Here is an 8,116-nt window from a genome sequence, read left to right as displayed (position 1 = left end):
TCGTTGACCTGGGCGAGCACGGCATCGACCCGCGCCGTCGCATCCGCCTGGGATAGGCCGGTGCGGGCAGCAACGAGCTGACCGAGATAAGTCTTGTCGCCGGGGGAGACTTCTCCGGCGGCGGCGCTGGCGATCAGGATGCGCGAAGCCTGCGCGGCCGCGGCGGCATTGCCCTCGGCACCCGGCGTTGCCAACTGCGCGGGATCGGAGGGGCGGAAGAGGGCGTCGACAAAGTAGGACGTCGCGTCCGAGCTGCCGCTGCCGGATCCGGCGCTAGCGGTTGCGCCTGCCGAAGCCCCGAGCGCAGCACCGGACGCCACGGTCGAGGCGGCCTGGACACCTGTGCCGATTGCTCCGGACAGGGCCGAACCAAGCACCGAAACCACCAGCAGCGTTGCCACCGCCCAGGCCATGAAACCGTGTGCGGTGTCGCGGAAGAAAGTCTCGTCGGTGGCGATGCCGACCCATTTAGTGCGAAGCCGCCCGGTCAGATAGCCGCCAACGCCCGAGGATAGCCATTGAACAATGACCAGCCAGATTGCCGTAGAGGACGGCAAAGGTGGTGATGCTGGCGCCCTCGTTGGACCAGGGAGAAATCATGGTCAGTCCGAGGCCGGAGCCCAGCAGCATGAGCACGAAGGTGAGCGTCGCGGCAGCGAAGGCGCCGGCGATGATCGGCCCCCAGCTCACAGCGGAGGCGGATTCGACGGAGGCGGCGATGTCGGTTGCCGAATAGGTTGATGCCATGGCGCCCTCCTATCGGACGAACAGCGCGAGGAGGATGATGGCCTGCCCCTATTGAGTGGTCCAGCTGGACTCTAATGCATAGTGGGCCTTTCGGCCTGGCTTGATTGGCAGGGCTTCAGGGACAGGATGGCCGCTGGAGCCGGTGGTTTATAGCCGAGCGAGGAGTGAGGTCGCTCGGTGTTGTAATGCTGGCGCCAGCCTTCGATGACGATGCGCGCCTCGGCCAGGCTGTAGAAGATCTCGCCGTTGAGGAGTTCGTCGCGGAGCTTGGAGTTGAAGCTCTCGCAATAGCCATTCTCCCAGGGCGAGCCCGGTTCGATGAAGGCCGTCCTGGCGCCGACCGCGGCGATCCAGTCCCGGACGGCCTTGGCGATGAACTCCGGGCCGTTGTCGGAACGTACGTGTCCCGGCACGCCCCGAAGCACGAACAAGTCCGATAGGACGTCGATGACCGAAGTCGAGTTGAGCTTGCGGTCGATGCGGATCGCCAGGCACTCCCGCGTAAACTCATCGATCACGTTCAGCATGCGGAACTTCTTGCCATTATGGGTACGGTCCTCGACGAAGTCGTAGGACCAGACGTGGTTGGGATATTCCGGCCACAGTCGAATGCAGGGCCCGTCGTTCCGCCAGAGCCTACCCATCTTCGGCTGCCTGTGCGGCACCTTGAGCCCCTCCCGCCGCCAGATCCGCTCCACGCGCTTCACGTTCACCACCCAGCCCGCCCTGTGTAGAAGGGCTGTGATGCGCCGGTAGCCGTAGCGCCCATACTGGGTGGCCAGCGCGATGATGTCGGCGGTCAGGGCCGCCTCGTCGGCTCGCCCCATTGGCATCTTGCGCTGCGTGGACCGATGTTGCCCCAGAACCCGGCATGCCAGCCGCTCCGACACGCCGAGTTTGCTCACGACGTGTTCGACACAGCGCCGCCGCCGGGCGGGGCTCAGAAGTTTCCCGAGGCGGCTTCCTTCAGGATCAGCTTCTCCAGCGTCAGGTCCGAGACCGCCTTGCGCAGCCGCTCGTTCTCCTTCTCGAGATCCCTCAACCGCTTCACCTGGTCGCTCTTCAGCCCGCCGAACTCCTTGCGCCAGCGATAATAGGTGAACGCCGTCACCCCGATTGTCCGGATCGCTTCGGCTACCGGCCGTCCCTGCGACACCAAAACGTCCACCTGACGGAGCTTCGCGACAATCTCTTCAGGCTTATGCTTCTTCTGCGCCATAGCGCCATCCTCCAAAGGCCCGAAAGCCTACTTCACGGAGGACCACTTTCCAGGGAGCAGGCCAATGATGATCGGAATCGGAATACCAAGCAGCCAGAGTAAAATGCCACGGCCCATGATGGTCTCCTCTCGATAGACGGGATCCTGAAATGAAGCAGCCACCGCGGGGATACCGGGTGGCTGCTTGGATCAGGCGGCCTTCGCCATTGCGTTGGCGGATGCATCCGCCAGGCTTGTCAGCGCCTTGTCGGTCATCGATTCTTCCTTGAGCGTGGCGTCGAGCAGCGTCACCGCGTCCTTCAGGCCGAGTACCTGCGCCCAGCGCTTCAGCGTGCCGTAGCGCGTGATCTCATAATGCTCGACTGCCTGCGCCGAAGAGATGAGGCCGGCATCGATCGCAGGCGTGCCCTTGAACGTCTCGACGATCTCCTCGCCTTCGGCCACGATGCCTTCAATGGCGTCGCACGTCTTGCCCTGAGCTCGCTTGCCCATCAGCTCGAACACCTGCTGAAGGCGTTCGACGTGGACTTCAGTCTCATCCTTGTGCTTTTCGAAAGCGGCTTTCAGCTCCGGGGACGAGGCGGCGCGGGCCATTTTGGGAAGAGTCTTCAGAATCTTCCGCTCGGCGTAATAGATGTCCTTGAGCGTGTCGTGGAAGAGATCTTCCAGCGTTTTTTCCTTAATCATGGGAGTTGTCCTCTGGTGCGCACATGGGCGCTACTTCTCACGGGGTCGTGAAGAAGCTCATCCAATAAGCGGCTCCCAGGCGCAAAGGTTCCTTGCATGTCACAACGCAGGCGCTGCACCAACAATAACCTATCGGGCTACCACAATCACTTGCGCAGGCCGAGCGCCGGTATATCCGCAATTGCGAGAAAGTTTTGCGGCGTCGGGCGGCACGGCTGAGCACGGAATGCAACAGGATCAATCCATCGGTCGCACTGCTGCGTCCAAAAATATCGAAATGGATGCTAAGAGATTCGTGTAGAAAGACGGGCGATCGCCGAAAAAAATCGGCGCCATCCGATGTGATCGGGTGAGGTTTTATTTTTCCAATCCTTAGGATGATGAGTCAGAATATTTTGTGAGAGTGATCTACCTTGCGTGGAACACAATCAAGGGGTATTTCATTCGCTGATTTGGCCGAGTTGGCTTTCGCGGTGTCAGAGACGTCGACCCGCCATCACTACCAAGTTTTCGATACCGATGCATAGCGCCAATCCGGTGCGTATGTCGCGATGTTCGATTCGGGAACGCTCATGTTGACCACGGATATGCTGGCAACATTGGAGGCCGGCTTCGGATATGGTTGGTTATCGACACCGTCGCGCTGTGCGCGCTTCACCTTATCTGCTGTCGGCTGTCATCCGGGCCCAAGGGCGAACCGCTATAGAATACTTGAAAAGGACTACAGGCCGTCATGACTACTCAAAGCAATCCGCAACGCATTGCCTATCCAATCCGCAGCGAGCCGACCACGCGTCTCTTCGCGATCGGACAGGCTGTAAGGCTCAGGGGCGGATACAGCGTCTTCACCGCGCGGTCCGGCGACATATACCGTGTCATCGGCACTTTGCCGCCGAGCGGAAATTCGTTGCAGTGCCGCATCCGCAACGAGCGCGAACAGCACGAGCGGGTGGCGACGGAAGACAGCCTGGAAATGGTCCGAGCGAATGTGCCGGGCGAGAGCGGAGACCTCGCCGACAGAACGTTCCGTCGTTGATCGCCGACCTCTCCGGACCAGATATGATGCAGTTCGTGATCGAGTTCTATCGTACACGGGAACGGGACTACGCGCATGCGGTCGTCGGTCGCGAAACCGTGGGCGCGGTCGACCTCGACGCTGCGATAGGGTTGGCGCGGTCGCTGGCTGAGTCGCTCGAAATGCCGCAGCGGCCTGATGCTCTCGGGATTGTCGACGAGAATGGTCATACACTTCATTCCTGCACCTTCGACGCCGCTGTGGGGCAAGAAGAGAGGCCGTCGCCTTGAACCAACTCGGGGGGATGCTCGCCCGGAGCGTTATGTCTGGAATCACGGCACGGTCACCATGACGCTGGCCTTTCCCAATCCGAGCCGCAGCCTCGACAAGGCGCGGAACGCCGTCCGGTTCACCGGCTATGACGGCATGTTCGAGGTTGCGTTCCTCGTCGACATCGGCGCGCTGGTGAATCCGGCCAATCCGTTGTTCCTGTCGGAAGCATCGGAAACGGCATGTCTTTCCGCTTTCGACTCCCGGCGAAGCTCCATCTATGCGGCCGCGTCCAGGGCCTATTCGAACGGACACCGCGCCCCTTACATCCTCACTGCCGCCGACATCCGTTAGACGGGGCACGACTCCCGGGAATCCTTGATGCTGATCCGCTACGGCTATGAGATAACGCTGACCTGCCAACAACCGACCGCGCTCGTCTGCCTGCTGTCCGTCCATGAGGATCGCGCCGCCGATATCCGCGCGGCGGAGACATTCTTCACCACCCCCAATGTCCCGACATCGACCTATCGCGACCTGTTCGGCAACCGATGCCGGCGGCTGGTCGCGCCGGCGGGCGACCTGATGATCTGGGGCGACGCCACCATCGAGGACGATGGCCGGCTGGATCCGGTGCTGCCGGCCGCGCAGGAAGTGCCGGTGCTGGAACTACCGGACGATACCCTCGTCTATCTCCTGGGCAGCCGCTATTGCGAGACCGACCGCCTCAGCCAGACGGCATGGGACATGTTCGGTACGCTGCCGCCCGGATGGGGCCGTGTGCAGGCGATCTGCGACTTCGTGCACAACCACATCCGCTTCGATTACATGCAGGCCCGCTCCACGCGGTCGGCTTTCGAGACCTTCCACGAGCGGGTCGGCGTGTGCCGCGACTTTGCCCATCTCGCCGTCGCCTTCTGCCGCTGTCTCAACATCCCCGCGCGCTATGTGAACGGGCATCTGGGGGATATCGGCGTGCCGGTCGTCGACCCGATGGATTTCAGCGCCTGGATCGAAGTCTTTCTCGACGGCGCTTGGTACACATTCGATCCGCGCAACAACGTGCCGCGCATCGGCCGGATCGTGGTCTCTCGCGGCCGTGACGCCGCTGACATACCGCTGATCAACTCCTTCGGTCCTCACGTCCTGAAGGCATTCAGGGTATGGACCTACGAGGTGCCGGGACCGACATAAATGTAAAGGAGCCCGGCCGGGAGGCGATCAGGAGTGAGAGGAGGCTTGTCGAATGAACGAGAGCCTCGCACGGCTTCCTAAAGAACCGGCAGACCGGCTCACCCGGCCCTTCCTGCGCTTCCTGCGCATCGAGGCCATGGCGGGCGTGGTTCTGCTGCTGAGCACGGTCCTCGCGCTGGTCATCGCCAACACAGCATGGTCGGCCTCGTTCCTCGCCTTGTGGGATATGCCGGCCGGGATCCGGTTCGGCGAGGTCGAGGTCTCCCGTTCGCTGAGGCACTGGATCAACGACGGGCTGATGACGTTCTTTTTCTTCGTCATTGCGCTCGAGCTAAAACGCGAACTGGTGCTAGGGGAACTCCGTAACCCGCGCGTCGCTGCCCTGCCCGTGGCAGCGGCCTTCGGCGGGATGGTAGTACCGGCCGGGGTTTTCCTGCTCGTGATTGGCAGCAGTCCGGGGGCAAACGGCTGGGGCATCGTCATGTCCACCGATACGGCGTTTGTCATCGGGTGCCTGGCAATGCTCGGCTCGCGCATTCCGGAGAGCTTGCGGCTGTTCCTGCTCTCGCTGGCGATTTTTGATGATGTAGGTGCCATCCTAGTCGTGGCGATTGGCTATGGAGGCACGTTGAACTGGGCTGCTCTCGGTGCCGCCGGGATCGGACTTGCCGTGGTGGCTGCAATTTCGCGCCTGGGGGTGCGCAACATTCCCGTCTATTTCGCGGTGGGTGGCGGCATCTGGCTCGCATTTGACACCTCCGGTGTCCACGCGACAGTGACCGGCGTAATCCTCGGGCTGATGACGCCGGCGCGAAGCTGGGTGAGTGACACGCGATTGCACGCGATCCTCGATCGCGTGGTCGCCTATCCTCCCGGCGATCACTGGAGTGGGGATGCGGCGGCGCGCGGCGACCTCCATCGAGCGGGCGTCGCCACGCGCGAAGCGCTGTCGCCAATCGAGCGTCTGGAGATCGCTCTTCATCCCTGGGTGGCCTTCGCCATCATGCCGCTCTTTGCTCTTGCCAATGCCGGCGTGCCGATGGCGGCGGCGACCTTTGATGCCGCGCTCACCACCGCGATTGTCGCGGCCTTCGTGGTCGGCAAGCCTGCCGGGGTTGTGCTTTTCAGCGTTCTTGCCGTGAAGTTACGCTTGGGGATCCGTCCAAACGAGCTGTCGTGGGGCCTGCTGGCGGCTGGAAGCCTGCTGACCGGGATCGGGTTCACCATGGCGCTTTTCATCGCCGAACTTGCCTTCGAGCCCACGCTTCTGGACTCGGTCAAGCTCGGCATTCTCGGCGCCTCCATCATTTCGGCAGCAGCCGGCTTCCTGGCGTTGAACTGGCTGACGTCTCGCAGAACGCCATAGCGCCATACGCGCGGCAGCTGACCGAAGGATGGCGCTCGATTGCGTTTACGCCCGGACGGAAACGTCTACCGACATGGCGTCGAACGCACCGCTCGTCCCGAAGAATTCCCAGGTGACGGGCATCACCTGCCGAATATCGCAGCCAACCGCAACCGGGATGAGGTTGGCGCCGCCCACACCGCGGTTCGTCGGACCGAAAGTGATCCAGCCCGCTCCGGGAACATAGCCTCTGCCCAGACGTGGGTTGATCCCAAGCCCACCATTCCCGCAAGCTCCTGGGAGGGATTGTGCAGATAGCTAGAGACAATCCGCGCGCCGAAACCGAGGGTCCGCTCGGACTCGACGAAGAGAACTGCCATATCGCGGCACAATCCCCAGCCGCGCTACAGGGTGGACCGGTGACTGCGTACCCTCGTCGCCGAGCCTCTGATAAGAGGTCCATGCCTGCGCGTCTGCATTGCCGTCCTTCAGCAGTGCAAGCCTGTCCGTCGGCATGCCGCGGACGAAGACCAGGCTCCATGTTCGCAGCCATCCCGCCGGATCGGGACATTGACGCGTTGTCAGGGCTCCCAGGTCCGTCCATTCGTCCGCGCTGTATTGGAAGGGATAGGAGATGGCTGACGCGGCGACGTCGAACACCGGCCATGCGACTGCATCGAGCTCGATCTCAGCGAGGCTGTCGATGACGAGATTGTCAGTCATCTCGTGGAAGGTCGCCGTTGCCACCATATTGCCGGCGACGTCATGGGCCCACGTCACGACCGCACCGGGGGTGATCGTCAGGTCCATCGAACGCAGACGAAGCTCCCGGCTCTCCCGAGGACGCAGCATCAGCTGATGCGGCCGTAATCTCACGGGCCTGTTGTAGCGATACGTTGTTCTATGATGAATTTTGAGGACGCTCACCGCATCTCAGTAAATCAGCCGGACCTCTGCGAACAACTCGATGAGATGTGCGCCAAGGCCGCTTCCCAGCCTCGGATGGAGGGCAGATCGGGCCAGCATCCACCGTATGTAGCGCCGTGACGCTCGATTGCGAGAGATGGCCACACCGGAGCGAGACGCATAATGCGCTTGGTCAGCAAAACGGCCGAAAGTCTACAGAGAGAATATCGGCCGCTTAAATCTCGCAACCATCAATGGCCCACGTCGAGATACGCTCTTGACGCGCGTGACGGGGAGACATGATGCTGACGGCTGACCAATGCGGCGTAGCGCAATCTGATGCGAAGAGCTGGATGGCTCAGCTGAGCGGCTATCGGCAGCCGAACATGCGCCGCAGCCTCTGGGAACTCCTGATTGCGGGCATTCCCTTCACGCTCGCCTGGACCGCGATTCTGATGGCGTTAAATCTGGAGCAGTTCTGGCTCTACGCGCTCCTCATCGTTCCTGCGGCCGGACTGGCTGTTCTACGTACAGCACCAGTTCGAATGCACGCACTGGGCCGGCAAGGAGAACTGGGAATTCCACGAGGCGGCACTGCATGTTATTCGGCGTGCAAGTTTGGCTCTGACGCAGATTTGGTGGTGAGGTGCTAGGCATGCGCGACGAGGCGCGCCTCGAGCAGGTCGAGTTTCCCGCGCCCGTACATTTGGCGCTTCACCAGCTTTAGCTTGGT

7 protein-coding genes and 2 pseudogenes are annotated in these 8,116 nt (G+C 62.0%); 4 read left to right on the top strand and 5 right to left on the bottom strand.

Translation table 11 applies throughout. The annotated features are described in order from the left end of the window. The 4 genes and pseudogenes from KHC28_RS14470 to KHC28_RS27880 form a co-directional block, all read right to left on the bottom strand. Window positions 1-747, bottom strand: a pseudogene (locus tag KHC28_RS14470) (hypothetical protein); the annotation flags it as partial. A 71-nt stretch (window positions 748-818) separates the two neighbouring features. Further along, a protein-coding gene (locus KHC28_RS14465) for an IS3 family transposase (protein ID WP_214009078.1) occupies window positions 819-1,966 on the bottom strand; the annotation gives its coding sequence in 2 pieces (ribosomal slippage) (window positions 819-1,702 and window positions 1,702-1,966; 1,149 coding nt in all). A 189-nt stretch (window positions 1,967-2,155) separates the two neighbouring features. Continuing rightward, window positions 2,156-2,653, bottom strand: a complete 498-nt coding sequence (locus KHC28_RS14460) for a YciE/YciF ferroxidase family protein (protein WP_214009077.1) — start codon at window positions 2,651-2,653, stop codon at window positions 2,156-2,158. 765 nt (window positions 2,654-3,418) lie between these two features. Then, window positions 3,419-3,898, bottom strand: a complete 480-nt coding sequence (locus KHC28_RS27880) for a hypothetical protein (protein ID WP_214009076.1) — start codon at window positions 3,896-3,898, stop codon at window positions 3,419-3,421. Between the two features lie 118 nt (window positions 3,899-4,016). Between KHC28_RS27880 and KHC28_RS14450 the strand changes: the two genes are divergently transcribed. Genes KHC28_RS14450 through nhaA form a run of 3 tightly spaced genes read left to right on the top strand, consistent with a single transcriptional unit; the run spans window position 4,017 to window position 6,498 of the window. Continuing rightward, on the top strand, window positions 4,017-4,292 hold the full coding sequence (locus KHC28_RS14450; protein ID WP_214009079.1) for a DUF1488 family protein: 276 nt from the start codon (window positions 4,017-4,019) through the stop codon (window positions 4,290-4,292). A gap of 27 nt (window positions 4,293-4,319) precedes the next feature. Further along, entirely contained in the window at window positions 4,320-5,132 is an 813-nt protein-coding gene (locus KHC28_RS14445; RefSeq protein WP_214009075.1) for a transglutaminase-like domain-containing protein, read from the top strand. Between the two features lie 52 nt (window positions 5,133-5,184). Beyond that, window positions 5,185-6,498, top strand: coding sequence for a Na+/H+ antiporter NhaA (gene nhaA / locus KHC28_RS14440; protein ID WP_214009074.1), 1,314 nt, complete (start codon window positions 5,185-5,187; stop codon window positions 6,496-6,498). 45 nt (window positions 6,499-6,543) lie between these two features. Here nhaA and KHC28_RS14435 read toward each other — a convergent pair. Further along, window positions 6,544-7,404, bottom strand: a pseudogene (locus KHC28_RS14435) (transglutaminase family protein). Window positions 7,405-7,685: 281 nt separating this feature from the next. Between KHC28_RS14435 and KHC28_RS14430 the strand changes: the two are divergent. Beyond that, a complete protein-coding gene (locus tag KHC28_RS14430; protein ID WP_214009080.1) occupies window positions 7,686-8,036 on the top strand; it encodes a hypothetical protein in 351 nt (116 codons plus the stop codon). The last annotated feature ends 80 nt before the right edge of the window (window positions 8,037-8,116 follow it).

Origin of the sequence: Ancylobacter sonchi (assembly GCF_018390695.1) — a bacterium.
Taxonomy (GTDB): domain Bacteria; phylum Pseudomonadota; class Alphaproteobacteria; order Rhizobiales; family Xanthobacteraceae; genus Ancylobacter; species Ancylobacter sonchi.
The sequence above is the reverse complement of the archived record's forward strand: the minus strand, read 5'-3'. Positions and strand labels throughout refer to the sequence as shown.

Bases quoted from the DNA above. Each gene is read 5' to 3' on its own strand.
- KHC28_RS14460 (WP_214009077.1), bottom strand. From the start codon at position 2,653: ATGATTAAGGAAAAAACGCTGGAAGATCTCTTCCACGACACGCTCAAG.
- KHC28_RS27880 (WP_214009076.1), bottom strand. From the start codon at position 3,898: ATGACCATTCTCGTCGACAATCCCGAGAGCATCAGGCCGCTGCGGCAT.
- KHC28_RS14450 (WP_214009079.1), top strand. From the start codon at position 4,017: ATGACGCTGGCCTTTCCCAATCCGAGCCGCAGCCTCGACAAGGCGCGG.
- KHC28_RS14445 (WP_214009075.1), top strand. From the start codon at position 4,320: ATGCTGATCCGCTACGGCTATGAGATAACGCTGACCTGCCAACAACCG.
- nhaA (WP_214009074.1), top strand. From the start codon at position 5,185: ATGAACGAGAGCCTCGCACGGCTTCCTAAAGAACCGGCAGACCGGCTC.
- KHC28_RS14430 (WP_214009080.1), top strand. From the start codon at position 7,686: ATGCTGACGGCTGACCAATGCGGCGTAGCGCAATCTGATGCGAAGAGC.